At 73.0% G+C, this 24,034-nt stretch carries 21 protein-coding genes; 19 read left to right on the top strand and 2 right to left on the bottom strand.

The genetic code is table 11. The annotated features are described in order from the left end of the window. Nucleotides 1-1,692 (top strand): WXG100 family type VII secretion target (locus IEZ12_RS07555; protein WP_189271331.1); only part of this gene is annotated, 1,692 nt, incomplete at its 5' end. Between the two features lie 39 nt (nucleotides 1,693-1,731). Here the strand turns inward: IEZ12_RS07555 and IEZ12_RS07550 are convergent. Next, a complete protein-coding gene (locus IEZ12_RS07550) occupies nucleotides 1,732-2,430 on the bottom strand; it encodes a hypothetical protein (protein WP_043913426.1) in 699 nt (232 codons plus the stop codon). A 108-nt stretch (nucleotides 2,431-2,538) separates the two neighbouring features. Between IEZ12_RS07550 and hisI the strand changes: the two genes are divergently transcribed. From hisI to IEZ12_RS07475, 16 genes are all read left to right on the top strand, one after another. After that, nucleotides 2,539-2,913: a phosphoribosyl-AMP cyclohydrolase gene (hisI, locus tag IEZ12_RS07545; protein ID WP_100586982.1), complete on the top strand. Its 375-nt coding sequence runs from the start codon at nucleotides 2,539-2,541 to the stop codon at nucleotides 2,911-2,913. A 51-nt stretch (nucleotides 2,914-2,964) separates the two neighbouring features. Further along, nucleotides 2,965-4,467, top strand: a complete 1,503-nt coding sequence (locus IEZ12_RS07540) for an anthranilate synthase component I (RefSeq protein ID WP_043913423.1) — start codon at nucleotides 2,965-2,967, stop codon at nucleotides 4,465-4,467. A gap of 132 nt (nucleotides 4,468-4,599) precedes the next feature. Beyond that, entirely contained in the window at nucleotides 4,600-5,148 is a 549-nt protein-coding gene (locus IEZ12_RS07535; protein WP_189271396.1) for a TIGR02234 family membrane protein, read from the top strand. 131 nt (nucleotides 5,149-5,279) lie between these two features. Next, a complete protein-coding gene (locus IEZ12_RS07530) occupies nucleotides 5,280-5,528 on the top strand; it encodes an HGxxPAAW family protein (RefSeq protein WP_043913421.1) in 249 nt (82 codons plus the stop codon). Nucleotides 5,529-5,619: 91 nt separating this feature from the next. Beyond that, on the top strand, nucleotides 5,620-6,054 hold the full coding sequence (locus IEZ12_RS07525; RefSeq protein ID WP_229847317.1) for a DUF2752 domain-containing protein: 435 nt from the start codon (nucleotides 5,620-5,622) through the stop codon (nucleotides 6,052-6,054). Between the two features lie 228 nt (nucleotides 6,055-6,282). Beyond that, nucleotides 6,283-7,095: an indole-3-glycerol phosphate synthase TrpC gene (gene trpC / locus IEZ12_RS07520; RefSeq protein WP_043913417.1), complete on the top strand. Its 813-nt coding sequence runs from the start codon at nucleotides 6,283-6,285 to the stop codon at nucleotides 7,093-7,095. A gap of 9 nt (nucleotides 7,096-7,104) precedes the next feature. After that, nucleotides 7,105-7,254, top strand: coding sequence for a tryptophan biosynthesis modulator TrpM (gene trpM / locus IEZ12_RS40520; RefSeq protein WP_167349402.1), 150 nt, complete (start codon nucleotides 7,105-7,107; stop codon nucleotides 7,252-7,254). A 54-nt stretch (nucleotides 7,255-7,308) separates the two neighbouring features. After that, complete coding sequence (gene trpB / locus IEZ12_RS07515; RefSeq protein WP_100586977.1) at nucleotides 7,309-8,541, top strand: tryptophan synthase subunit beta; 1,233 nt, start codon at nucleotides 7,309-7,311, stop codon at nucleotides 8,539-8,541. A gap of 2 nt (nucleotides 8,542-8,543) precedes the next feature. Next, entirely contained in the window at nucleotides 8,544-9,353 is an 810-nt protein-coding gene (gene trpA / locus IEZ12_RS07510) for a tryptophan synthase subunit alpha (RefSeq protein WP_189271330.1), read from the top strand. A 173-nt stretch (nucleotides 9,354-9,526) separates the two neighbouring features. Next, nucleotides 9,527-9,697, top strand: a complete 171-nt coding sequence (locus tag IEZ12_RS07505) for a hypothetical protein (protein WP_189271329.1) — start codon at nucleotides 9,527-9,529, stop codon at nucleotides 9,695-9,697. Nucleotides 9,698-9,826: 129 nt separating this feature from the next. Continuing rightward, on the top strand, nucleotides 9,827-10,339 hold the full coding sequence (locus IEZ12_RS07500; RefSeq protein WP_189271328.1) for a MauE/DoxX family redox-associated membrane protein: 513 nt from the start codon (nucleotides 9,827-9,829) through the stop codon (nucleotides 10,337-10,339). A gap of 48 nt (nucleotides 10,340-10,387) precedes the next feature. Beyond that, nucleotides 10,388-11,260 (top strand): DsbA family protein, encoded by an 873-nt coding sequence (locus tag IEZ12_RS07495; protein WP_308431010.1) that lies wholly within the window; start codon nucleotides 10,388-10,390, stop codon nucleotides 11,258-11,260. Nucleotides 11,261-11,350: 90 nt separating this feature from the next. Then, a complete protein-coding gene (gene lgt, locus IEZ12_RS07490; protein WP_189271327.1) occupies nucleotides 11,351-12,343 on the top strand; it encodes a prolipoprotein diacylglyceryl transferase in 993 nt (330 codons plus the stop codon). Between the two features lie 184 nt (nucleotides 12,344-12,527). Then, nucleotides 12,528-13,268 (top strand): VIT1/CCC1 transporter family protein, encoded by a 741-nt coding sequence (locus IEZ12_RS07485; RefSeq protein WP_043913408.1) that lies wholly within the window; start codon nucleotides 12,528-12,530, stop codon nucleotides 13,266-13,268. A gap of 426 nt (nucleotides 13,269-13,694) precedes the next feature. After that, nucleotides 13,695-18,293: a glutamate synthase large subunit gene (gene gltB, locus IEZ12_RS07480; RefSeq protein ID WP_189271326.1), complete on the top strand. Its 4,599-nt coding sequence runs from the start codon at nucleotides 13,695-13,697 to the stop codon at nucleotides 18,291-18,293. Further along, nucleotides 18,286-19,746: a glutamate synthase subunit beta gene (locus IEZ12_RS07475; RefSeq protein ID WP_189271325.1), complete on the top strand. Its 1,461-nt coding sequence runs from the start codon at nucleotides 18,286-18,288 to the stop codon at nucleotides 19,744-19,746. Before gltB ends, IEZ12_RS07475 begins: the two co-directional genes overlap by 8 nt. A gap of 140 nt (nucleotides 19,747-19,886) precedes the next feature. On the opposite strand, the gene IEZ12_RS07470 is transcribed toward IEZ12_RS07475, so the two are convergent. Further along, on the bottom strand, nucleotides 19,887-20,252 hold the full coding sequence (locus IEZ12_RS07470) for a nuclear transport factor 2 family protein (RefSeq protein ID WP_189271324.1): 366 nt from the start codon (nucleotides 20,250-20,252) through the stop codon (nucleotides 19,887-19,889). Between the two features lie 98 nt (nucleotides 20,253-20,350). Here IEZ12_RS07470 and IEZ12_RS07465 point away from each other — a divergent pair, with 98 nt between their 5' ends. Beyond that, the gene (locus tag IEZ12_RS07465) at nucleotides 20,351-23,011 is read left to right on the top strand and encodes an ATP-binding protein (protein ID WP_229847316.1); all 2,661 of its coding nucleotides are present in this window, start codon (nucleotides 20,351-20,353) and stop codon (nucleotides 23,009-23,011) included. Between the two features lie 124 nt (nucleotides 23,012-23,135). Further along, nucleotides 23,136-24,005, top strand: coding sequence for a helix-turn-helix domain-containing protein (locus IEZ12_RS07460; protein ID WP_043913401.1), 870 nt, complete (start codon nucleotides 23,136-23,138; stop codon nucleotides 24,003-24,005). Nucleotides 24,006-24,034: the final 29 nt, after the last annotated feature.

Genomic DNA, 24,034 nt, shown 5'->3' with positions numbered 1-24,034 from the left:
GGGCGGAGCGGGGGCGGCGGAGGCCGGACCTCCACGGGCGGTTCGAGCAGCCACGGCGGCCAGACCGGCAGCACCGGCAATCACGGCGGCCAGACCGGCAGCACCGGCAACCACGGCGGGCAGTCCGGCCCGCCGCCGCAGCCGCACGTGCCGCAGCAGCACCAGCCGCACGTCCCGGCGCCGCCGCAGCAGCCGCCGCACACCGGGCAGCAGCCGCAGCCGCACGTCCCGGCGCAGCCGCAGCAGCCCCCGCACAACGGCCAGCAGCAGCCGCAGCACCCGACCGACGACGGCGGGGACGGCGCGGACGGCGTCGGCCCGATCGACCCGCGGGAGAACTGGTTCAAGGGCAAGCTCAAGGACAGCGCCGGCACCGTCATCGACAGCGTGAGCCAGCGCGCCGGTGACTGGGCGGCCGACAAGCTGTTCGGCCCGAAGGACCCGGAGAACCCCGAGCCGGGCGGCGGCGCCGCGCCGTCGACCGAGCTGGACGGCGCCGGTGAGGGCGGCGGGGACGTCGCGGGTCTCGGCGGCATGCTCGGCCGGGTCGCCGGTCAGGTCGGCGCCGAGGCGGCGGGCGGCGGCTGGGGCGACACCGGCACCGGCCGGATCATGATCGGCCAGGGCTCGATGCCGCCCGGCCTGTCCCTGGACGGCCCCAGCGACGCCTACGCCTGGGCGCACGCCCGGGTCGAGCAGGCGATGGCGAACCTCGACCCCGCGCAGCACCCCGACCGGGGCGGCCTGGGCGGGATGCTCGACGAGGCGGTCGAGTGGGCGCTGGAGCAGTCCGGCCTGCTGGGGATGCTGGAGAAGGTCACCGGCAACCTGGCCGAGCTGAACGCCGCCGCCGAGGAGTGGCAGGCGCAGGCGCACGCCGTCCAGTCGGTGGCGTCCGAGCTGCGCGGCGGCGCGGTGCCGCTCTCCCAGGGGTGGGCGGGCAGCGCCAGCGACGCGTTCGGCGGCCACATGGGCGAGGTCGCGGACGCGCTCGACCAGACCGCGAAGGGCATGGAGCAGACCGCCCAGATCATCAACTCGGCCGCGCAGGAGTGCGCGATGGCCGAGGGCATGATCATCGAGATCATCAGCGAGGCGATCGAGTCGCTGATCGAGTCGCTGGCCGCCGAGGCGGTGATCGCGGTGGTCACCATGGGCGTCGGCCTGATCGCGGACGCGCTGATCACCGAGGCGCAGATCGCCCGCTTCGTGGCGAAGGTCGCCAAGGTCTCCACCGAGCTGGCGCGCAAGCTGGAGGAGCTGCTGAAGGCGCTCAAGGAGCTGGGCAGCGCCGTGAAGGCCGTCCGCAACCTGGAGGGCATCAGCAAGGCGCTGACCAAGGTCAAGGACGTGAAGACGGCGTTCAACGGCCTCCGCGAGCTGGAACAGGGCGAGGGGAAGATCGCCCAGGCCGCCCAGAAGCTCGACGCCAAGGCGAGCGAGTGGGCGGAGGGCAAGCTCCGGGAGGGGCTGGGGATCGAGGACGGCGACCCGGCGCAGCGCGGCGACGGCACGCTCAAGGGCAGCCTGAAGGCGGCCGGGCAGTCCTCCTGGGCGGTCGCCAAGGAGGGCCTGACGAGCGACGTCAACAAGGAGGCGGTCAAGCAGGAGCTCCTGCACGACGTCGGCCTCGCGCACGACCCGGCGCCGTACCGGGTGGACGAGTCGCGGATCGCGACCGCCTTCGGCTGACCGGCCCCGTCGGGGTGGCGGCGGGGCCGACCGGTACGGTCAGCGCCCCGCCGTCGCCGCGCGGAACGCCTCCCGCTCGTCCGAGTCCTGGAAGTCCAGGGCGATCCAGGAGCCGTCCGCGAACAGCAGGTCCTGGCGGGCGGCCCAGACGTCGTTCGGGGTGTCCGGGCGCAGCCACCAGCTGCCGAGGGGCAGTTCGTACAGCGGGACGGCCCGGTAGTGCTGGTTGTGCTGCAGGCTGGTCCAGCGGCTGAGGACCAGCAGCCGGCGGTCCGTCAGCAGCACCGTGAACAAGTCGTGGTCGGCGCGTAGCTTCTCGCCGGGCGTGGTGCGCACCGCCCGCCAGAACTGCCGTGCCGTCGAGCCGTCGCCGCCGCTCAGCGAGCCGCCGTGCAGCGGCCGGCGCAGCGCGCGGTAGGCGCGCCGGGTCAGCGACAGGCCGTACGGGCGGCGCAGGTGCAGGTTCGGCACGAAGATCTCGACGAACCAGCGGGGCAGGAAGTACGTCCAGAATCCGCGCCAGAGCGCGGCGAAGAAGTTGTGGATCCAGGCCAGCGGGGCGTAGCTCGCCGCGCGGACGGTGTCCCGGTCCCACCAGAGCGGCGCCAGACGGTCCAGTTTCATCGCCCAGGCGCCGATCATCGGCTCGCCGGGGTGGAGGTGCTCGCCCGCCGTCCGCTGGAGCCGGTAGTCACCGAACGCGGCGGCGGGCAGTGGTTGCGACTGGTACTGGCTCACCTGGCAAATCCCCCAACATGCACAGCAGTTCTGCTTTTCGTCGGGGCTCAAACTACCGGGTCGGGCCGCCCGCCCGGGCCGACCCGGACGCCCTGCGAGAATGGGGGCATGTCGACCAACCCCGCCGCCCCCGGCAGCACCGCCCTGGACCCGGCGATCGCCGCCCGCCTCAAGCGCACCGCGGACGGCCTGCTGCCCGCCGTCGCCCAGCAGTACGACACCGGTGAGGTGCTGATGCTCGGCTGGATGGACGACGAGGCGCTGCACCGCACCCTGACCACCGGCCGCTGCACGTACTGGAGCCGCAGCCGCAACGAGTACTGGGTGAAGGGCGACACCTCGGGCCACTTCCAGCACGTCAAGCACGTCGCGCTGGACTGCGACGGCGACACCCTGCTGGTCAAGGTCGACCAGGTCGGCGCGGCATGCCACACCGGCGACCGGACCTGTTTCGACGCCGACGTGCTGCCGCTGTCCCGCTAGCCTGTCCCTGCTTCGACCGCCCACCTGCCCCTCTCATCCGATCGGTGCCCCATGGAACTTGAGGCTTTCCGCACGCTCGCCGCAGACACCCGGGTCATTCCCGTCACCCGCCGGCTCCTCGCGGACGGCCTCACCCCGATCGGCGTGTACCGCAGCCTGGCGGCCGAACGGCCCGGCACCTTCCTGCTGGAGTCCGCCGAGCAGGGCAGCTGGGCGCGGTACTCGTTCGTCGGGGTGCGCTCCGGCGCCGTCCTGACGGTCGGTCAGGACGGCGGCGCGCGCTGGCTGGGCGAGCCCCCGGTCGGCATTCCGACCACCGGCGACCCGCTGGAGGTGCTGCGCGCCACGCTGGCCGCCCTGCACACCCCCCGGCACCCCGACGACGGCCTGCCGCCGCTCACCGGCGGCCTGGTCGGCTACCTCGGCTACGACGTGGTCCGCCGCCTGGAGAACCTGCCCGACCTCACCCCGGACGACCTGCAACTTCCCGAGCTGACCCTGCTGCTGGCCACCGACCTGGCGGTGCTCGACCACGCCGACGGCACCGTGCTGCTGATCGCCAACGCCGTCAACCACAACGACCTCGCCACCGGCGTGGACGAGGCGTACGCCGACGCGGTGGCCCGGCTGGACGCGATGGAGGCGGACCTGCGCCGCCCCGTCGACCCGGGCCTGGCCACCTGGACGCCGACCGAGGTGGCGGCGCACTCGCCGTTCGGCGGCGAGCCCTACCGCAAGGCGGTGGAGGTGGTGAAGGAGCGGATCCGGGCCGGCGAGGCGTTCCAGGTGGTGCCCTCGCAGCGCTTCGAGTCCCCGTGCGAGGCGTCCGCGCTGGACGTCTACCGGGTGCTGCGCACCACCAACCCCAGCCCGTACATGTACCTGTTCCGCTTCCCCGGCCCGGACGGCGGCGCGGAGGGCGGCTTCGACGTGGTCGGCTCCAGCCCGGAGGCGCTGGTCAAGGTCGCCGAGGGCGAGGCGATGGTGCACCCGATCGCCGGCACCCGGCACCGCGGCGCCACCGCGCTGGAGGACGCCGAGCTGGCCGCCGAGCTGCTCGCCGACCCGAAGGAGCGGGCCGAGCACCTGATGCTGGTCGACCTGGGCCGCAACGACCTGGGCCGGGTCTGCGCGCCGGGATCGGTCGAGGTGGTGGAGTTCATGACGATCGAGCGCTACAGCCACGTCATGCACATCGTCTCGACCGTCACCGGCAAGGTCGCCGAGGACCGCAGCGCGCTCGACGTGCTCACCGCCTGCTTCCCGGCCGGCACGCTGTCCGGCGCTCCCAAGCCCCGCGCCATGCAGATCATCGAGGAGCTGGAGCCGACCCGCCGCGGGCTGTACGGCGGCTGCGTCGGCTACCTGGACTTCGCGGGCGACTCGGACACCGCGATCGCGATCCGCACCGCGGTGATCCGCGGCGGCACCGCGTACGTCCAGGCCGGGGCGGGCGTGGTCGCCGACTCCGACCCGCACGCCGAGGACACCGAGTGCCGCAACAAGGCCACCGCGGTGCTGCGGGCGGTCGCCGCCGCCAACACCCTGCGCTGACCGACCCCGCCCGCGGCGGGGCGGTGGCGTGCGGCGGTGAGGGGCGGTGGCGAGCTGTGGCGTGCGGTCGGGGACACTGGACGGGTGAGTGAGACCCCTGCTGCCCCCAAGTCCCGAGGCACCCTCGCGCTGATGCTGCTGCTGACCGCGCTCGGCGCCACGCTGGTGCTGACCGCCGTCGGCCGCACCTGGGCGGAGGGGGTGGCGCCCGGCACGGCCGGCGGCCGGATCGAGATCGCTGCCTCGGGCAGCAAGCTGACCGGCCTGCCGACCGGCATGGCGCTGGTGGCGATGGCCGCCGCCGTCGCGGTGTTCGCGGTGCGCGGCCGGGCCCGGATGCTGGTCGGCCTGCTGACGGTGCTGGCGGGCGTCGGCGCGGTCGCCGGGGCGGTCATCGGCCGCACTGACACCGCAGGCCTGCACGACCTGGCCGCCGCGCAGCTCGGACTGACCAGCGCGCACGCCGAGGGGATCACCCGCACCGGCTGGCCGTGGGTGGCGCTGGCGGGCGGGCTGCTGCTGTTCCTGGCCGGCGCCGTGACGGTCCGCTTCGGCCGGAACTGGCCTGCCATGGGCTCCCGTTACGAGGCACCGACTGCCCGGCGGGCGCCCCGCCCGGCCGGGGACAGCCCCGCTGACCTGTGGAAGGCCCTGGACCGCGGCGAGGACCCCACCGGCTGAGTGTGCTCGGTACCACTGCGGCCCCCGCTTGGGGACGCCGTGTTCGGCCCGGCACAATGGGGGTGTCAACCCGTCGAGCGCCGCCCAGGATCGCCCGACCGGGGCCCCGGATAACAAGGAGCAGCATCAAGATGGCTTCAGCAGCGCACGGCCACACTCCCGCCGCGTGGACCGGCGTGGTCATTTCCTTCGTCGGTTTCTGCGTGGCCGGCGTGGCCATGATCATGCCGAACGTCGTGCTGACCATTGCGGGCCTCGCCGTGGTCCTGATCGGCGGTGTCGTCGGCAAGGCGATGTCGATGGCGGGCATGGGCAAGCAGCCCAGCAAGAACTACGCGCCGGCCTCCACCGAGGAGCGCAGCGCGGTCACCGCGGCCTGACCGCGGGACACGGTACGAACGGCGGGCCGCGCGCCCGCCGTTCGGCGTTTTCCGGGGAGTTTCCCGTACCGGCCCGGGCACAATCGTGCCCGTGAACGCTCCCCCCGCCCCCGTCGCCGGCTCGGCCCCGCGCCGCCTGGTCCGCCCGCTGGTTGCGCTGGTCTCGGTGGCGATGCCCACCGCGTTCGTCGCCGCGGTCGACCCGAACACGCCCGGCCACTACCCGGTGTGCCCGGTGCTGCAGGCGACCGGCTGGTGGTGCCCCGGCTGCGGCGGCCTGCGCTGCGTGCACGCGCTGACCAGGGGCGATCTGCTGACCGCCGGCCACGACAACCTGCTGGTGACGCTGCTGGCGCTGACCGCCCTGGTGCTGTGGGTGCGCTGGGCAGTGCGGGCGGTGCGCGGCCGCCCCGCCGGCTTCCGACTGACCGGCCGACAGGCGGTGCTGCTGATGCTGGTCCTGGCGCTGTTCGCAGTGGTGCGCAACCTGCCGATCGGCGCCGGACTCGCGCCCCCGGCGGTCTAGAACCCCGTCGACCCGCGCCCCCGACAGCCCGGAACAGGCCTCGGGACGGGCCCCGGCAGTCCGGAACAGCCCTCGGGACGGGCCCTGAACGCGCGCCCGGCGGTCCGCCGATCGAGACGCGCGCCGGACGGATGCGGAGTGCGCCCCCCGGGCCCGATACCATCGAAAGGCCGGGGCCATGCACCTGTGTCCCCGGCCACACCAGCGAAACATGATGGGGGCGCACGCGTGACTGTGCTCGACGAGATCATCGACGGGGTCCGGCAGGACCTCGCCGAGCGACAGGCCCGGACCTCCCTGGACGAGCTCAAGGAGCTCGCCGCGAAGGCGCCCGAGGCGAAGGACGGCGTGGCCGCGCTGCGTGGCGACGGCGTCCGGGTGATCTGCGAGGTCAAGCGCTCCAGCCCGTCCAAGGGCGCACTCGCGGCGATCGCCGACCCGGCCGCGCTGGCGGTCGACTACGCGGCCGGCGGGGCCGCCGCGATCAGCGTGCTCACCGAGCAGCGCCGCTTCGGCGGCTCGCTGGCCGACCTGGACGCGGTGCGCGCCGCGGTCGAGACCCCGATCCTGCGCAAGGACTTCATCGTCACCGCCTACCAGCTGTGGGAGGCCCGCGCGCACGGCGCGGACCTGGCGCTGCTGATCGTCGCCGCGCTGGAGCAGCCGGCCCTGGTCTCGCTGATCGAGCGGGCCGAGTCGATCGGGCTGACCCCGCTGGTCGAGGTGCACGACGAGGAGGAGATCGCCCGCGCGGTGGACGCCGGCGCGAAGATCATCGGCGTCAACGCCCGCAACCTGAAGACCCTCCAGGTCGACCGGAACACCTTCGGCAACGTGGTGGACGCCATCCCGGCGCACATCGTCAAGGTCGCCGAGTCCGGGGTGCGCGGCCCGCACGACCTGATCACCTACGCCAACCAGGGCGCCGACGCGGTGCTGGTCGGCGAGTCCCTGGTGACCGGCCGCGACCCGCGCACCGCGGTCGCCGACCTGGTCGCCGCCGGCGCCCACCCGGCGCTGCGCAACAACGGGCGGGGCTGACCCACCGCCATGTCGATCGCCACCCGTCTCGCCCCCGGCTGCCGCCCGCGCGGCTGCCGCGCGCCCGCACGCCGGGTGCTGGGGCGGCGGGTGCGCTACGTGATCGGCTGCGAGCCCGGGCAGGTCCCCGGACGTCGATGGCGCGGAACCCGCGGCTGACCCTTCGCCGCCCGTTCCACTTTCACGCCGTCACTTCCACTTCGAGGACGAGTCATGTCCGAGCTCAACCTTCCGGGTACCCAGGTCCCGGACAGCCGCGGTTACTTCGGCGCCTACGGCGGCCGCTTCATCCCGGAGGCGCTGGTCGCCGCCGTCGAGCAGGTCGCGGAGGAGTACGAGAAGGCCAAGGCCGACCCGGCGTTCGCCGCCGAACTCGACGCCCTGCTGAAGGACTACACCGGCCGGCCCAGCCCGCTGACCGACGTCCACCGGTTCTCCGCCGAGGCCGGCGGGGCGCGGGTCCTGCTCAAGCGCGAGGACCTGAACCACACCGGCTCGCACAAGATCAACAACGTGCTGGGCCAGGCGCTGCTGACCCGCCGGATGGGCAAGACCCGGATCATCGCCGAGACCGGCGCCGGCCAGCACGGCGTGGCCACCGCCACCGCCTGCGCGCTGTTCGGCTTCGACTGCACCATCTACATGGGCGAGGTCGACACCCAGCGGCAGGCCCTGAACGTCGCCCGGATGCGGATGCTGGGCGCCGAGGTGATCCCGGTGAAGTCCGGCAGCCGCACCCTGAAGGACGCCATCAACGAGGCGTTCCGCGACTGGGTCGCCAACGTCGACTCCACCCACTACCTGTTCGGCACCGTCGCCGGCCCGCACCCGTTCCCGATGATGGTGCGCGACTTCCACCGGGTCATCGGCATCGAGGCCCGGCAGCAGGTGCTCGACCGCACCGGGCGGCTGCCCGACGCGGTGGTCGCCTGCGTCGGCGGCGGCTCCAACGCGATGGGCATCTTCCACGAGTTCATCCCGGACGCGGGCGTGCGCCTGATCGGCTGCGAGGCGGCCGGCGACGGCGCCGACACCCCGAAGCACGCCGCCACCCTGACCAAGGGCGACCCGGGCGTGCTGCACGGCTCGCGCACCTACGTGCTGCAGGACGAGGACGGCCAGACCATCGAGTCGCACTCGATCTCGGCCGGCCTGGACTACCCGGGCGTCGGCCCCGAGCACGCCTGGCTGAAGGACACCGGCCGGGCCGAGTACCGCCCGGTCACCGACCGCGCCGCGATGGAGGCGCTGCGGCTGCTGTCCCGCACCGAGGGCATCATCCCGGCCATCGAGTCCGCGCACGCCCTGGCCGGCGCGCTCGAACTCGGCCGCGAGCTCGGCCCGGAGGCGACCATCCTGGTCTCGCTGTCCGGCCGTGGCGACAAGGACATGCACACCGCCGCCGAGTACTTCGGCCTCTACGACGACGCCGAGGGGACCAACTGACCATGGCCGACACCAAGCTCACCACCGCCCTCGCCGCCGCCAAGGCCGAGGGCCGGGCCGCCCTGATCGGCTACCTGCCGGCCGGCTTCCCGACCGTCGACGGCGGCATCGCCGCGATCAACGCGCTGATCGAGGGCGGCTGCGACGTCGTCGAGGTCGGCCTGCCGCACTCCGACCCGGTGCTGGACGGCGCGGTCATCCAGACCGCCGACGACATCGCGCTCCGCGGCGGCGTGAAGATCAAGGACGTTCTGCGCACCGTCGCCGAGGTCGCCGCCGCCCACCCGGCCGTGCCGGTGCTGGTGATGACGTACTGGAACCCGGTGGACCGCTACGGCGTCGCCCGGTTCGCCGCCGACCTGGCCGCGGCCGGGGGAGCGGGCTGCATCCTGCCCGACCTGCCGGTCGAGGAGGCGGCGGAGTGGCGCAAGGCCGCCGGGGAGCACGGCCTGGACACCGTGTTCGTGGTCGCCCCGTCCTCCAAGGACGCCCGGCTGGCCGAGGTCACCGCGGCGGGCTCCGGCTTCGTCTACGCCGCCGCCGTGATGGGTGTCACCGGCACCCGCTCCGCGGTCGGCAACCTGGCCGAGGACCTGGTGGCCCGGACCCGCGCCACCACGGCGCTGCCGGTCTGCGTCGGCCTGGGCGTCTCCAACGCCGACCAGGCCGCCGAGGTCGCCGCCTTCGCGGACGGCGTGATCGTCGGCTCCGCGTTCGTGAAGCGCCTGCTGGACGCGGCCGATCCGGAAGCCGGCACGGCCGCCGTCCGGGCGCTGGCCGCGGACCTGGCGACGGGTGTGCGCCGCAAGTAGCGCCCGGAGCCGAGGGCCCGGAGCCGTTCGGGGAGCAACAGCCGCTCCCCGGGCGGCTCTTCGGCGTTCCGGGGCCGCCACCTGATCGGGTGAACTGTCCGGGCCGCTCGGTGATCTTGTCGGGGCTCCGGCCGTTGAACCGGCTGACGGTGGGTCGGCGGAAGGGCGGGCGGATGGCGCGGGTGCAGAGGGCGGTCCTGCTGCGGGCGCTGGCGGCCGGTCTGGCGCTGGTCGCGGCGCTGGCCGGAAGCGGCGGCGTGGAACGGGAGTTGGCCCGCCGGGGCGCGGAGCGGGCGGTGGTGTGCCAGCAGTCGGAGGCGGGGTGCGGAGAGCCGGGACGATGATCTGCCGAACCGGACGTATGTCCGCATAACCTCACCCGTCCGGCGTAACTCGCGAATGTGGAGGAACCACCCGCCATCCCCTACGGTTCATCAGGCAGGAAACGGCGGAGCGTGCCCGAGGGGGAACTGATGGCCAGTCAGCAGGCCGAACACGACCGGGTGAGCGGGTTTCGCCGGGTGGTGGACGGTCCGGCGGCGGAGTGGTTCGGGCTGGCGGCGCGGTTGGGCCTGGCCGTGGTGTGGGGCTGGGCCGGTCTGGCGAAGGTCGCCGACCCGGCGGAGGCGGCGCAGGCCGTCCGGGCCTACGAGATCCTGCCCGAGTCGCTGGTGAAGCCGGTCGGCTGGGGGCTGCCGTTCCTGGAGCTGGCCCTGGCGGTGCTGCTGGTGCTGGGCCTCGGCACCCGGGTGGTCGCGGTGATCTCCGCGGCGCTGCTGCTGCTGTTCATCGCCGGCATCTCCTCCGTCTGGGCGCGCGGCATCTCGATCGACTGCGGCTGCTTCGGCGGCGGCGGCGCGGTGAGCGATTCGCAGACCAAGTACGTGCAGGAGATCCTCCGCGACACCGGCTTCCTGCTGCTGTCCGCGTGGCTGATCTTCCGTCCCCGCACCAAGCTCTCGGTGGACGCCTGGCTGGCCGCCTGAGCACCCCGTCCCCACCCCACCCCTCGAAGAGAACCGACCCCTGGACCCATGGCAGAGCACCTCATGAGCGACAAGAACCAAGAAGGCAAGCGCAGCGCCCGTGAGCGGATGCTGGAGGAACGGGCGGAGCAGGAGGCCCGGGCGAAGCGGAAGAAGAAGCTGGTGGTCGGCGGCGCGGTGGTCGCCGTGATCGCCGCCGCCGTGGTGATCGGCGTGGTGGTGCAGAACCAGCGCTCCAAGCCGGAGACCCCGACCGCCGCCCCGGCGGGCACCATCGGCGACAAGAACCTGATCATCCCGGTCGGCGCCGCCAACGCCCCGTCCACCCTCACCGTGTACGAGGACCCGCGCTGCCCGGCCTGCGGCGCCTTCGAGCGCACCTTCTCGCCGACCATCGACCAGCTGGAGGACGCCGGCAAGGTCTTCGTCAACTACCACATCGTCTCGTTCATCGATCGCTCGCTGGGCGGCAACGGCTCCAAGTACGGCGCCAACGCGCTGGGCTGCGCGCAGAACGCCGGGCACTTCCGGGACTACCACGACGTGCTGTACCGCAACCAGCCCGGGGAGACCGAGGACACCTTCGGCACCAAGCAGACCCTGATCGACCTGGGCAAGCAGGTGCCGGGGCTGGACAACGCGGAGTTCCGGTCCTGCGTCGACACCAACAGGTTCGGCGGCTGGGTCTCCGCGGTCCAGCAGGACTTCGACAAGTCCGGCTTCAAGTCCACGCCGACGGTGCTGCTCAACGGCCAGCCGATCTACCCGAAGAAGGGCGACGAGCAGATCAGCACCGACAACCTGGTGAAGTGGGTGGACGAGGCCAACCAGGGCAAGCAGCTGGGCACCCCCGGCTCGCACGGGCAGAGCCCGGCGCCCACCTCGACCGCCGCCGAGCCCAACACCTCGCCCACGCCCTGACCGCCGGACGACCGACCGGGAGGTTTGATGCTTCCGTGACCCGCTCCGGTGCCGGTGCGAGGGGCGGGACACGGTAGCGTCGAGGGTGTCATGGATCTCGCATACATTCCGAGCCCGTCGCGGGGCGTCCTGTACCTCGGACCCATCCCGCTGCGCGCCTACGCCTTCTGCATCATCATCGGTGTCGTCGTGGCCGTGTGGCTCGGCAGCAAGCGCTGGGTCGCCCGCGGCGGCGGCCGGCACACGGTCGGCGACATCGCGGTCTGGGCGGTGCCGTTCGGCCTGGTCGGCGGCCGGCTGTACCACGTCATCACCGACAACCAGCTGTACTTCCGCGAGGGCAAGCACCCGCTCGACGCGCTGAAGATCTGGGAGGGCGGCCTCGGCATCTGGGGCGCCATCGCCTTCGGCGCGGTCGGCGCCTGGATCGGCGCCCGCCGCCGCGGCGTCCCGCTGCCCGCCTGGGCCGACGCGCTCGCCCCCGGCATCGCGCTCGCCCAGGCCATCGGCCGCTGGGGCAACTGGTTCAACCAGGAGCTGTACGGCAAGCCCACCACGCTGCCCTGGGGTCTGGAGATCGACAAGACCCTGCCGAACGGCGACGTGGTCACCGGCGTCTACCACCCGACCTTCCTGTACGAGTCGCTCTGGTGCGTGCTGGTCGCGGTGCTGGTGATCTGGGCCGACAAGCGCTTCACCCTAGGCCACGGCCGGGCCTTCGCGCTGTACGTCGCGCTCTACACGCCCGGCCGGTTCTGGACCGAGTGGCTGCGGATCGACGAGGCGCACCGCTTCTTCGGCCTGCGGCTGAACGACTGGGTGGCGATCCTCGTCTTCATCGGCGCGGTGGTCTACCTGGTGGTCTCCGCCCGGCTGCGCCCCGGCCGCGAGGACCCGGACGAGATCGACCCGCAGGCCACCCGTGAGCGCGCCGAGGCCGCGGCTGCCGCGGCCGGCGCCGGGGACGCCCCGGCCGACGACACGCCGAAGGACGCCAAGGGCCCCGAGGACGCGAAGGACGCGAAGGACCCGAAGGACGCGAAGAGCGTCCAGGCCGCCAAGGACTCCGAAAAGTCCTCCTGAGCGCACCAGTTGACCCTCCACGGGGCCGCTCCGCCAGCACCGGCGGGGCGGCCCCAACTGCCTTTGGGCAGGCTTACTTTGCTGGAAACTCGCAGGTCAAAAGGCTAGTTTCGAAGGGCACGAGCAGCCTGTCCGGAACCCGGCCTGGGGGGTGTTCGCCGTGCCCGGAAGGGGAGCCGCCCGCATGAGCACCATCACCGTCGACCACCACACCGACAGCCCGCAGCCCCGGATACCCGCCGACGGCCACCACCGGGACGTCAACGGCGGCTGGCTGCGTCCGGCCGTGTTCGGCGCCGTGGACGGCCTGGTGTCCAACTTCGCGCTGATGACCGGCGTGGTCGGCGGGGCCGCCGAGCCGAGCACCGTGGTGCTGACCGGACTGGCCGGCCTGGCGGCCGGCGCGTTCTCCATGGCGGTGGGGGAGTACACCTCGGTGGCCTCCCAGCGCGAGCTGGTGGAGGCCGAGCTGGAGGCCGAGCGGATCGAGCTGCGGCGCAACCCGCACGGCGAGCTGGCCGAGCTGGCGCAGCTGTACGTGGCCAAGGGCGTCGAGCCGGAGCTGGCCATGGAGGTGGCCCGCCAGCTGTCCGCCGACCCGGACACCCTGCTCGCCGTGCACGCCCGCGAGGAGCTCGGCGTGGACCCGGAGGACCTGCCCTCGCCGCTGGTCGCCGCCGTCTCCTCGTTCGGCTGCTTCGCGCTGGGCGCGCTGCTGCCCGTGCTGCCCTACCTGCTCGGCGCGACCGCGCTGTGGCCGGCCGCGCTGCTGGCCATGCTCGGCCTGTTCGTCTGCGGTGCGGCAGTGGCCCGGGTGACCGCCCGTACCTGGTGGTTCAGCGGCCTGCGCCAGCTCGCGCTGGGCGGCGCGGCGGCGGCCGTCACCTTCCTGCTGGGCCGACTGATCGGCGGGGCGATCGGCTGACCGGGCCTCCGGACGGGCCTGTACGAACACCCAGATCTCTGCATGACTATGCACTGCAGCGCGTGATGTTCCACACATGGGCACGGGCCGTCGCCTTGCCCTAGTCTCAACATCCGGTCGCCGACCCGCACAATCCCAACCGCAGTCGGCATCCCGGTCGGAGAATCCCAGGTTGACCCCGGCAGGGGTCGTTCCGGGGGTGTTTCGCCCCTGTTTCGACCCCCTCGACCCCGGGCACACTGGTCTGGACGCGCGACGCTGCGCCTTCCCTCCATCCGCCCCGTGACCTGGGGTTGCGTCCGCGATATGGACGCAGGAATCCGCTTCCCGGGACCACCGGCATCATGTAACCTGCACCGACCAATCGCATCAGGGCCAACGTCGTCCCTTTGCATCAAGCAACTGATCACGACGACGGGAGAGCCGATGCTGTCTGCATCCCTGCACTCCGGCCACGAGGACGACCCGGCCACCGGCGGCCCCTACGCCCTCGTTCCGGACGCGCGTCCCCAGGCCCAGGGTCTCTACGACCCGCGCAACGAGCACGACGCCTGCGGCGTCGGCTTCGTGGCCACGCTCACCGGCATCGCCGACCACAGGATCGTCGAGCAGGCGCTGACCGTGCTGCGCAACCTGGAGCACCGCGGCGCCACCGGCGCCGAGCCCGACTCCGGCGACGGCGCGGGCATCCTGACCCAGATCCCGGACGCGTTCCTGCGCGCCAACGTCGGCTTCGAGCTCCCCGCCGCCGGCTCCTACGCGGTCGGCATCGCCTTCCTGCCCCAGGACGACGAGGCGACCGAGGCCGCCGTCGCCCGGATCGGCGCGATCGCCGCCGAGGAGGGCCTGACCGTCCTCGGCTGGCGCGACGTCCCCACCGCCCCGGAGCTGCTGGGCGCCACCGCCCGCTCCGTCATGCCGCGCTTCCGGCAGCTCTTCGTCTCGCACGGCGAGCGGGCCGGCATCGAGCTGGACCGGATCGCGTTCGTGGTGCGCAAGCGCGCCGAGCGGGAGGCCGGGGTGTACTTCCCCTCGCTGTCCGCCCGCACCCTGGTCTACAAGGGCATGCTGACCACCGGGCAGCTGGAGCCGTTCTTCCCCGACCTGTCGGACCGGCTGTACGCCTCCGCGATCGGCCTGGTGCACTCGCGGTTCTCCACCAACACCTTCCCGAGCTGGCCGCTCGCCCACCCGTACCGCTTCGTCGCGCACAACGGCGAGATCAACACGGTCAAGGGCAACCGCAACTGGATGACCGCCCGGGAGTCGCAGCTCGCCACCGACCTGATCCCCGGCGACCTGAGCCGGATCTTCCCGGTCTGCACCCCGGACCACTCCGACTCGGCGTCCTTCGACGAGGTGCTGGAGCTGCTCCACCTCGGCGGCCGCTCGCTGCCGCACGCGGTGCTGATGATGATCCCGGAGGCGTGGGAGAACCATGCCACCATGGACCCGGCCCGCCGCGCGTTCTACCAGTACCACTCCAACCTGATGGAGCCCTGGGACGGACCGGCCTGCGTCACCTTCACCGACGGCACCCGGATCGGCGCCGTCCTGGACCGCAACGGCCTGCGCCCCGCCCGGTACTGGATCACCGAGGACGGCCTGGTGGTGCTCTCCTCCGAGGTCGGCGTGCTCGACATCGACCAGGACAAGGTCGCCAAGAAGGGCCGCCTGCAGCCCGGCCGGATGTTCCTGATCGACACCGCCGAGCACCGGATCGTCGAGGACGAGGAGATCAAGTCCGCCCTCGCCGCCGAGAACCCCTACGAGGAGTGGGTCGCCGCCGGGCAGATCCAGCTCGCCAAGCTCCCCGAGCGCGAGCACATCGCCCACACCCACGCCTCGGTGACGCGCCGTCAGCAGACCTTCGGCTACACCGAGGAGGAGCTGCGGGTCATCATCGCGCCGATGGCCAAGACCGGCGCCGAGGCGCTCGGCTCGATGGGCACCGACTCGCCGATCGCCGCGCTCAGCGAGAAGCCGCGGCTGCTGTTCGACTACTTCACCCAGCTGTTCGCCCAGGTCACCAACCCGCCGCTGGACGCCATCCGCGAAGAGCTGGTCACCTCGCTGCACAGCAACCTCGGCCCCGAGGGCAACCTGCTGGACGCCACCCCGGCGCACTGCCGCTCGGTCGGCATCACCTTCCCGGTGATCGACAACGACGAGCTGGCCAAGCTGATCCACGTCAACGCGGACGGCGACCAGCCCGGCCTGAAGGCCGTCACCCTCTCCGGCCTGTACAAGGTCGCCACCGGCGGCCAGGGCCTGGCCGCCCGGCTCGCCGAGATCGCCGCCGAGGCCGACGCGGCGATCGCCGACGGGGCCCGGATCATCCTGCTCTCCGACCGGCACTCGGACGCCGAGCACGCGCCGATCCCGTCGCTGCTGCTCACCTCGGCGATCCACCACCACCTGATCCGCACCAAGCAGCGCACCCAGGTGTCGCTGCTGGTCGAGGCCGGCGACGTCCGCGAGGTGCACCACGTCGCGCTGCTGATCGGCTACGGCGCCGGCGCGGTCAACCCGTACCTGGCGATGGAGTCCGTCGAGGACCTGGTCTCGCAGGGCGTCTTCGTGCAGGGCGCGGAGCCCGAGAAGGCGATCAAGAACCTGATCAAGGCGCTCGGCAAGGGCGTGCTGAAGGTGATGTCCAAGATGGGCATCTCCACCGTCGCCTCCTACCGCGGCGCGCAGGTCTTCGAGGCCATCGGCCTGTCCCAGGAGCTGGTGGACGCCTACTTCGCGGGCACCACCACCAAGCTCGGCGGCATCGGCCTGGACGAGATCGCCCGGGAGACCGCCGCCCGGCACGCCAAGGCGTACCCGGCGTCCGGCATCTCCGCCGCGCACCGCGCGCTGGAGATCGGCGGCGAGTACCAGTGGCGCCGCGAGGGCGAGCCGCACCTGTTCGACCCGGAGACGGTGTTCCGGCTCCAGCACTCCACCCGCACCAAGCGTTACGACATCTTCAAGCAGTACACGGGCCGGGTGAACGCCCAGTCCGAGCGGCTGATGACGCTGCGCGGCCTGTTCCGGCTGGACGGCCTCGACCGGGCCCCGATCTCCGTGGACGAGGTCGAGCCGGTCTCCGAGATCGTCAAGCGGTTCTCCACCGGCGCGATGTCCTACGGCTCCATCTCGATGGAGGCGCACGAGACCCTCGCGATCGCGATGAACCGCCTCGGCGGCAAGTCCAACACCGGCGAGGGCGGCGAGGACCCGGAGCGCCTGTACGACCCCGAGCGCCGCTCGGCGATCAAGCAGGTCGCCTCCGGCCGGTTCGGCGTCACCTCCGAGTACCTGGTCAACGCCGACGACATCCAGATCAAGATGGCCCAGGGCGCCAAGCCCGGCGAGGGCGGCCAGCTGCCCGGCCACAAGGTCTACCCGTGGGTGGCGAAGACCCGGCACTCCACTCCGGGCGTCGGCCTGATCTCCCCGCCGCCGCACCACGACATCTACTCCATCGAGGACCTGGCTCAGCTGATCCACGACCTCAAGAACGCCAACCCGGCCGCCCGCATCCACGTGAAGCTGGTCTCCGAGGTCGGCGTCGGCACGGTCGCGGCCGGCGTCTCCAAGGCGCACGCCGACGTGGTGCTGATCTCCGGCCACGACGGCGGCACCGGCGCCTCCCCGCTGACCTCGCTCAAGCACGCGGGCGGCCCCTGGGAGCTCGGCCTCGCCGAGACCCAGCAGACCCTGCTGCTCAACGGCCTGCGCGACCGCATCGTGGTGCAGACCGACGGCCAGCTGAAGACCGGCCGCGACGTGGTCATCGCCGCCCTGCTGGGCGCCGAGGAGTTCGGCTTCGCGACCGCCCCGCTGGTGGTCTCCGGCTGCATCATGATGCGGGTCTGCCACCTCGACACCTGCCCGGTCGGCGTCGCCACCCAGAACCCGGTGCTGCGCGAGCGGTTCACCGGCAAGCCCGAATTCGTGGTCAACTTCTTCGAGTTCATCGCCGAGGAGGTCCGCGAGATCCTCGCCGAGCTGGGCTTCCGCTCGATCGAGGAGGCCGTCGGCCACGCCGAGCACATCGACGCGCGGGCCGCGATCGACCACTGGAAGGCCGCCGGGCTCGACCTCGCCCCGCTGCTCCACGTCCCCGAACTGCCCGAGGGCGCGGCCCTGCACCGCACCACCGAGCAGGACCACGCCCTCGACAAGGCCCTCGACAACCAGCTGATCGAGCTGGCCGAGGACGCCCTGGAGCGCGGCGACGCCGTCCGCATCCAGCTGCCGATCCGCAACGTCAACCGCACCGTCGGCACCATGCTCGGCCACCGCGTCACCCAGAAGTACCGCGGCGAAGGCCTGCCCGAGGGCACCATCGACGTCACCTTCACCGGCTCGGCCGGCCAGTCGTTCGGCGCCTTCGTCCCCCGGGGCGTGACGCTGCGCCTGGAGGGCGACGCCAACGACTATGTCGGCAAGGGCTTGTCCGGCGGTGTGCTCGTGGTCCGTCCCGCCCGGGACGCCGCCGCGATCGGCGCCGACGCGCAGCACCACGTGATCGCCGGCAACACCATCGGCTACGGCGCCACCTCGGGCCGGATCCACCTGCGCGGCAAGGCCGGTGAGCGCTTCGCCGTCCGCAACTCCGGCGCCACCCTGGTGGTGGAGGGCGTGGGCGACCACGGCCTGGAGTACATGACCGGCGGCCGAGTGGTGATCCTCGGCGAGACCGGCCGCAACCTGGCGGCGGGCATGTCCGGCGGCATCGCCTACGTGCTGGACCTGCGCCCCGCCAACGTCAACAGCGGCATGGTGGGCATTGAGGCTCCCAACGCCGCCGACCGCGAATGGCTGCGCGAGACCGTGCAGCAGCACTACGAGGAGACCGGCTCCACCGTGGCCGCCGAACTCCTGGCCGACTGGGGCAGCGGAGTCTCCCGCTTCTCCACGATCATGCCGACCGACTACAAGGCAGTGCTCGCCGCCAAGGACGCCGCTGAGCGCGATGGCCTCTCCGAGGCCGACACCACCGCGAAGATGATGGAGGCGGCACGTGGCTGACCCCAAGGGCTTCCTGACCACCCCCAAGCAGCTGGCGGAGCGCCGTCCGGTGGACGTGCGACTGCGCGACTGGAACGAGGTCTACGTCGAGCGCAGCCTCCTTCCGATCATCAGCAAGCAGGCCGGGCGCTGCATGGACTGCGGCATCCCGTTCTGCCACAACGGCTGCCCGCTCGGGAACCTCATCCCCGAGTGGAACGACCTCGCGTACCGGGACGACTTCGTCGGCGCCATCGAGCGCCTGCACGCCACCAACAACTTCCCGGAGTTCACCGGCCGCCTCTGCCCCGCCCCGTGCGAGTCGGCGTGCGTGCTCGGCATCAACCAGGACGCGGTGACCATCAAGAACGTCGAGGTCACCATCATCGACAAGGCCTGGGACCGGGGCGGCGTCACCCCGCAGGTCCCGGAGCGGCTGTCCGGCAAGACCGTCGCCGTGGTGGGCTCCGGCCCGTCCGGTCTGGCCGCCGCCCAGCAGCTCACCCGGGCCGGGCACACCGTCGTCGTGTACGAGCGCGCCGATCGGATCGGCGGACTGCTGCGCTACGGCATCCCCGAGTTCAAGATGGAGAAGCGCCACATCAACCGCCGCATCGAGCAGATGCGCGCGGAAGGCACCCGGTTCCGCACCGGCGTCGAGGTCGGCGTCGACCTCACCGGCCAGGACCTGCGCTCCCGCTTCGACGCGGTCGTGGTCGCGGCCGGCGCCACCACCGCCCGTGATCTGCCCGTCCCCGGACGGGAGTTGAACGGCATCCACCAGGCGATGGAGTACCTGCCGCTGGCCAACAAGGTCCAGGAGGGCGACTACGTCGACTCCCCGATCTCGGCCAAGGGCAAGCACGTCGTGGTCATCGGCGGCGGCGACACCGGCGCCGACTGCGTCGGCACCGCGCACCGCCAGGGCGCGGCCTCCGTCACCCAGTTGGAGATCATGCCGCGGCCGTCGGAGGCCCGTCCGGCCGGTCAGCCGTGGCCGACCATGCCGATGACGTACAAGGTGACCTCCGCCCACGAGGAGGGCGGCGAGCGCGTGTACTCGGTCTCCACCACGCACTTCGCGGGCGACGAGGACGGGAACGTCCAGGAGCTGCACCTCGTCGAGGTCGCCTTCAAGGACGGCAAGTTCGAGCCGGTTCCGGGCAGTGAGAAGGTCATCCCCGCCCAACTCGTCACCCTCGCCATGGGATTCACCGGCACCGACGTCAGGAACGGCCTGGTCGAGCAGCTCGGCGTCGACCTCGACGCCCGCGGAAACATCGCCCGGGACGGCAAGTTCGGCACCAACGTCTCCGGGGTGTACGTTTGCGGTGACGCCGGTCGCGGTCAGTCGTTGATCGTCTGGGCGATCGCGGAAGGCCGTTCGGCCGCCGCGGCGGTCGACAAGTACCTGGGTGGCAAGACACCGCTCCCCGCCCCGATCAAGCCGACCGACCGTCCCCTGGTGGTCTGACCACCCCCAAGAACGCCAGCCCCCTCACGGGGGTGCGGCCGACAAACACCGACCCGCCAGAGCCGCCGGGATCCGGTCGACGCCTGCCCCTTCCCCGACCAGGTACAGGGCAGGCGTCGTTGTTTTCTGTGGACCCTCCGCTACGCGCTCGGCACCTTGTCGAGGAAGCCGACCACCGAGGCCACGCGCCCGTCCTCGGTGGCCGTGAGGACGTCGAAGCCGACGACGAGCGCTTCCTCGGCGCCCTCCGGGGCGAGCTCCCAGGTGAAGCGGGCGACGTTGTGGTGGGTGTCGACGGGGCTGCCGAGGCGGAAGGCGAAGCCGGGGAACTGGGTCTGGACGGTGGCGAGGGCGGCGTCGAACTCGTCGCGGCCCCGGACGGCGGTCAGCGGGTCGGTGTAGGTGCCGTCGGCGGCCCAGACGTCCTCGACGAGCTTGCGGCGGGCGGTCGGGTCGGTCTCGTTCCAGACGGCGAGGTAGCGCTCGACGATGTTCTGCAGGTCCATGGTGGTCTCCCGTTCCGGTGCGGTTCTTCCTTGCGGGACAAGACGTTAGGGATCTCGCGCGGACGGCGAATCAGTCGCGTATGGGTAGGGTGCTGGGCATGCTGCTGTACGGGCGGGGGACGGAGCTGGCGGCGGTCGGCCGGCTGCTGGCGGAGGCGGGCGCGGGGCGGGCCGGGGTGCTGGTGCTGCGCGGGGAGCCGGGGGTCGGCAAGAGCGCGTTGCTGGCCGCGGCGGCCGAGTCCGCGTCGGGGCGGGTGCTGCGGGCGACGGGCGTGGAGTCGGAGGCCCGGTTGCCGTACGCGGCGCTGAGCCAGTTGCTGGCCCCGGTGCTGGACCGGGTGCCCGAGCTGCCGGGCCCTCAGCGGGCAGCGCTTGAGCGGGTGTTGGGACTGGCGGACGGCCCGGCCGCGGATCGGCTGCTGGTGGGCCTGGCGGTGTTGACGCTGCTGGGCGAGCTGGCCGAGCAGGAACCGCTGCTGTGCCTGGTGGACGACGTGCAGTGGGCGGACCGGGAGTCCGTGGCGGTGTTGCAGGTCGCGGCCCGCCGACTGGGCGCGGAGGCGGTGGCGCTGCTGCTGGCGACCCGGACGGACGGCCCGGAGCTGCCGGGGCTGCCCGAGTCGTGGGTGGAGCCGCTGGACGAGCGGTCCGCCGCCGAGCTGCTGGCCGCCGTCGCACCCGAACTCGCCGACCGGGAGCCGGTGTTGGAGGCAGCCCAGGGCAACCCGCTGGCGCTGGTGGAGCTCTCGGCGGCCGGTGCGGCGGGCATGCTGCCTCCGGCGGGGCGGCTGCGGCTGACGTACCACGGGCAGGTGAGCCGCCTGCCCGGCGGGACCCAACGGTGGCTTCTGCTGGCCGCGTTGGAGGAATCCGGTGCGCTGGAGGTGCTGCTGCGGGCGGCGGGGGAGTGCGGTCTGACGGTCGCGGATCTCGCGCCGGCCGAGCAACAGGGTTTGGTCCGAGTGGAGTTGGCGGAGGGCCGGGTGGTGTTCCGGCATCCGCTGCTGCGTTCGGCGCTGATCGACCGGGCGCCGCTGATGGACCGGCTGGCCGCGCACACCGCGCTCGCGCAGGCGTACGGCGAGCGGGAGCCGCTGTGCCGGGCCTGGCACCTGGCCCTCGCGGCGACCGGCCGGGACACGGCGGTGGCGGAGGAGTTGGCATCGGCGGCGGCCGGCGCGGCGTCGCGGGGCGGGCACACGGGCGCGTCGGCGGCGTACGAGCGGGCCGCGCGGCTGAGCCCGGACCCGTCGCGGGCCCGGGAGTTGACGGTGGAGGCGGTGGAGGCGGCGCTGGAGGCGGGCGAGGTCGGCCGGGCCGAGGCGCTGGCGGCCGCGGCGGACGTACCCGGGCTGGACGCGGTGACCCGGGCGCACCTGCTGTTCGCGCGCGGGGTGGCGGAGTTCTGGCGCGGCGAGCACCGCTCCGCGCACCGGCGGCTGATCGAGGCGGCGGCGCTGGTCGCGCAGTTCGCGCCCGGCCCGGCGACCCGGGTCCTGGTGCAGGCCCTGCACGCCGCCTGGTACCTCGACGTGGAGGCGGTGTGCGGGACGCTGACGGCGCTCGGCGCACTCGCCCTGCCGGCGGACGACCCGCTCGCGCCGGCGGTGCGGTACGTGACGGCGGCGCTCGGCGACGCCCCCGACGGGCCGACCCTGACGGAGGCCGAACAGGCCGCCCGGGCCGCCGGCGCGGTGGCCCCCGTCGACCTGGCGCTGCCCTGCGGGGCCGCCCTGCTGCCCGGCCGGGACGAGGAGGTGCTGGACCTCGCGGGCCGGCTGGTCCGGGAGGCCCGGGAGGCCGGCGCGTTCGGCACGCTGCCCACCCTGCTGTTCTTCCTGGCCGAGGCCGAGCTGTTCACCGGCCGCCCGGGCACCGCCGACGAGCACGCGGGGGAGGCGCTGCGGCTGGCCGAGGACTGCGGGCAGCCGCTGTGGACCGGGCAGTTGCACGGTTTCCTGGCGTACCTGGCGGCGGCCCGCGGCGAGGACGCCCGGTGCCGGGAGCACGCCGGGCTGGCGCGGGCCCGCGGCGCTTCCGGGGTGCCGTGGGCGCAGTGGGCGCTCGGCGTGCTGGAGTTGGGCGCGGGCCGGGCCGAGGACGCGTTCGGGCAGCTGGCGGCGCTGGCCGGCGGCGGGCAGAACTTCCAGGTGTCGGCCGTCCGTTCGGTGCCGGACCTGGTGGAGGCGGCGGTGCGGCTGCGCCGGCCGGAGGAGGTCGCCGAGCCGCTGGCCCGGTTCGAGCGGTGGGCGGACCGCAGCGGGCTGCCGTGGGCCCGGGCGCTGGTGCACCGCTGCCACGCGCTGCTGGCGCCGGAGGAGTTGGCCGAGGAGTGCTACCTGGCGGCGCTGGCCCGGCACGCCGAGCAGCCCCGTCCGTGGGAGCAGGCCCGCACCGAGCTGCTGTACGGCGAGTGGCTGCGCCGGGGCCGGCGCAGGTCGGAGGCCCGGGTGCCGCTGCGCTCGGCCGAGCGGACGCTGCGTCAACTGGGCGCGCTGCCGTGGGCGGAGCGGGCCCGGCTGGAGCTGGACGCCACCGGCGCGCCCGCCGCGCGCGGCCCGGCCGGGGCGGTGGCGGGCCTGACCCCGCAGGAGTCGCAGATCGTCCGGCTGGCCGCGCAGGGCCTGTCCAACCGGGACATCGCCGCCCAACTGTTCCTGAGCGCCCGCACCGTGGGCCACCACCTGTACAAGGCGTACCCGAAGCTCGGGGTGAGTTCGCGCACCGATCTCGCCCGGGTGTTGCCGACGCTGTCCTGAGTGACGCCGCAGCACAACTGTGCAACGGCTTGGCCAAATGCCGGAAGCCCCTCGCGGAGTGTCGTCGGGCAGTGGCAGACTGCATCCCACAGGGTCCAACTGGTGGTTCGGGGCGGAGGTTTGCATGACGGGCCTGCAGACGGGCAGCGGTGCGACCGCGCGTCGCATCCAGTTGGGCGCCCAGTTGCGCCGCCTGCGCGAGGCCCGAGGCGTGACCCGGGAGGATGCGGGCTACTCGATCCGCGCCTCCGAGTCGAAGATCAGCCGGATGGAGCTCGGCCGGGTCGGCTTCAAGCAGCGCGACGTGGCGGACCTGCTGACGCTGTACGGCGTGGAGGACGAGCACTCCCGGGCGGCGCTGCTCGGCCTGGTCGTCGAGACCAACACCCCGGCCTGGTGGCACGGCTACGGGGACGTCATCCCCGGCTGGTTCCAGACGTACCTCAACCTGGAGGACGCGGCGAACCTGGTGCGCAGCTACGAGGTGCAGTTCGTGCCCGGGCTGCTCCAGACGCCCGAGTACGTGCACGCGGTGATGCGGGCGGGCAGCCCGACGGTGCCGGACGAGGAGATCGCCCGGCGGGCGGCCGTCCGGCTGCGCCGCCAGGAGCGCTACCTGGCGCCGGACACCACCGCCCGGCTGGAGCTGATCGTCGACGAGACGGCGCTGCGCCGCCCGTGCGGCGGGCCCGAGGTGATGCGCGGTCAGCTGGCGCGGCTGGCCGAGCTGTCGCTGCGGGAGACCATCAGCCTGCGGGTGCTGCCGCTGGGCATGGGCGCGCTGGCGGCGGACAGCGGGGCGTTCACCGTGCTGTGCTTCCCCGAGCCGGACCTGTCGGACGTGGTGTACGTCGAGCAGTTCACCACCGCGCTGTACCTGGACAAGCCGAGCGAGGTCGCCGAGTACACGGCCGCGCTGGACCGGGTGTCGGCGGCGGCGCTGTCCGAGGAGGAGACTCGGGTGCTTCTGGCGGAGATCCTCCAAGAGAGCTAGTCCGCACCTAAGATGATGATCCGTCAGTA

The sequence above is a fragment of the Kitasatospora griseola genome, assembly GCF_014648555.1.
Classification (GTDB): domain Bacteria; phylum Actinomycetota; class Actinomycetes; order Streptomycetales; family Streptomycetaceae; genus Kitasatospora; species Kitasatospora griseola.
The sequence above is the reverse complement of the archived record's forward strand: the minus strand, read 5'-3'. Positions and strand labels throughout refer to the sequence as shown.

Bases quoted from the DNA above. Each gene is read 5' to 3' on its own strand.
- hisI (WP_100586982.1), top strand. From the start codon at position 2,539: ATGTCGACCAACCCCGCCGCCCCCGGCAGCACCGCCCTGGACCCGGCG.
- IEZ12_RS07460 (WP_043913401.1), top strand. From the start codon at position 23,136: ATGACGGGCCTGCAGACGGGCAGCGGTGCGACCGCGCGTCGCATCCAG.
- IEZ12_RS07485 (WP_043913408.1), top strand. From the start codon at position 12,528: ATGAGCACCATCACCGTCGACCACCACACCGACAGCCCGCAGCCCCGG.
- IEZ12_RS07500 (WP_189271328.1), top strand. From the start codon at position 9,827: ATGGCCAGTCAGCAGGCCGAACACGACCGGGTGAGCGGGTTTCGCCGG.
- IEZ12_RS07495 (WP_308431010.1), top strand. From the start codon at position 10,388: ATGGCAGAGCACCTCATGAGCGACAAGAACCAAGAAGGCAAGCGCAGC.
- IEZ12_RS07540 (WP_043913423.1), top strand. From the start codon at position 2,965: ATGGAACTTGAGGCTTTCCGCACGCTCGCCGCAGACACCCGGGTCATT.
- IEZ12_RS07530 (WP_043913421.1), top strand. From the start codon at position 5,280: ATGGCTTCAGCAGCGCACGGCCACACTCCCGCCGCGTGGACCGGCGTG.
- IEZ12_RS07465 (WP_229847316.1), top strand. From the start codon at position 20,351: ATGCTGCTGTACGGGCGGGGGACGGAGCTGGCGGCGGTCGGCCGGCTG.
- IEZ12_RS07505 (WP_189271329.1), top strand. From the start codon at position 9,527: ATGGCGCGGGTGCAGAGGGCGGTCCTGCTGCGGGCGCTGGCGGCCGGT.
- trpA (WP_189271330.1), top strand. From the start codon at position 8,544: ATGGCCGACACCAAGCTCACCACCGCCCTCGCCGCCGCCAAGGCCGAG.
- gltB (WP_189271326.1), top strand. From the start codon at position 13,695: ATGCTGTCTGCATCCCTGCACTCCGGCCACGAGGACGACCCGGCCACC.
- lgt (WP_189271327.1), top strand. From the start codon at position 11,351: ATGGATCTCGCATACATTCCGAGCCCGTCGCGGGGCGTCCTGTACCTC.
- trpB (WP_100586977.1), top strand. From the start codon at position 7,309: ATGTCCGAGCTCAACCTTCCGGGTACCCAGGTCCCGGACAGCCGCGGT.
- IEZ12_RS07535 (WP_189271396.1), top strand. From the start codon at position 4,600: ATGCTGCTGCTGACCGCGCTCGGCGCCACGCTGGTGCTGACCGCCGTC.
- trpM (WP_167349402.1), top strand. From the start codon at position 7,105: ATGTCGATCGCCACCCGTCTCGCCCCCGGCTGCCGCCCGCGCGGCTGC.
- IEZ12_RS07470 (WP_189271324.1), bottom strand. From the start codon at position 20,252: ATGGACCTGCAGAACATCGTCGAGCGCTACCTCGCCGTCTGGAACGAG.